This window comes from Acinetobacter lactucae, assembly GCF_013344765.1.
Classification (GTDB): domain Bacteria; phylum Pseudomonadota; class Gammaproteobacteria; order Pseudomonadales; family Moraxellaceae; genus Acinetobacter; species Acinetobacter lactucae_A.
In genome coordinates this window covers 1-420 of the sequence record NZ_JABVBF010000438.1, presented here as the reverse complement: position 1 = coordinate 420, position 420 = coordinate 1, and the positions used below count along the sequence as shown (strand labels likewise).

Annotated in this window: 1 pseudogene; it reads left to right on the top strand. The window is 53.1% G+C overall.

Annotated features, from left to right (window positions below):
* Window positions 1–420, top strand: a pseudogene (locus HUN22_RS17740) (hemagglutinin); the annotation flags it as partial.

Genomic DNA, 420 nt, shown 5'->3' with positions numbered 1-420 from the left:
GCAATGTAGCGGATGCGGTGAGTGCAGATCAGGCTGTGAACCTGGGTCAATTACAAACTGCGACAACAGCAGCGAATGACAAGACCGATGCGCTAGGAACCAGTACAGCGAACAATCTGGGCGGTGGGTCAAGCTACGACAGCACAACCGGTGCGGTGAGTGCACCAACCTATACCGTGAACGGTACAGACGTAAATAATGTGGGTGCCGCGATCAGTGAGCTGGACAAAGGCTGGACGTTACAAAGCAATGGTGCAACGGCAGGTGCAGTGAAAGCGGGCGATGTGGTTGACATTGGTACGGTGACAGGCGAAAGCAACTTAACGGTCAGCAAGACCGGCAATACGATTCAGTATGGCTTGAAGCGAGATCTGGATCTGGACAGTGTCACCACAGGCAACAGCGTGTTGAACAATAGTG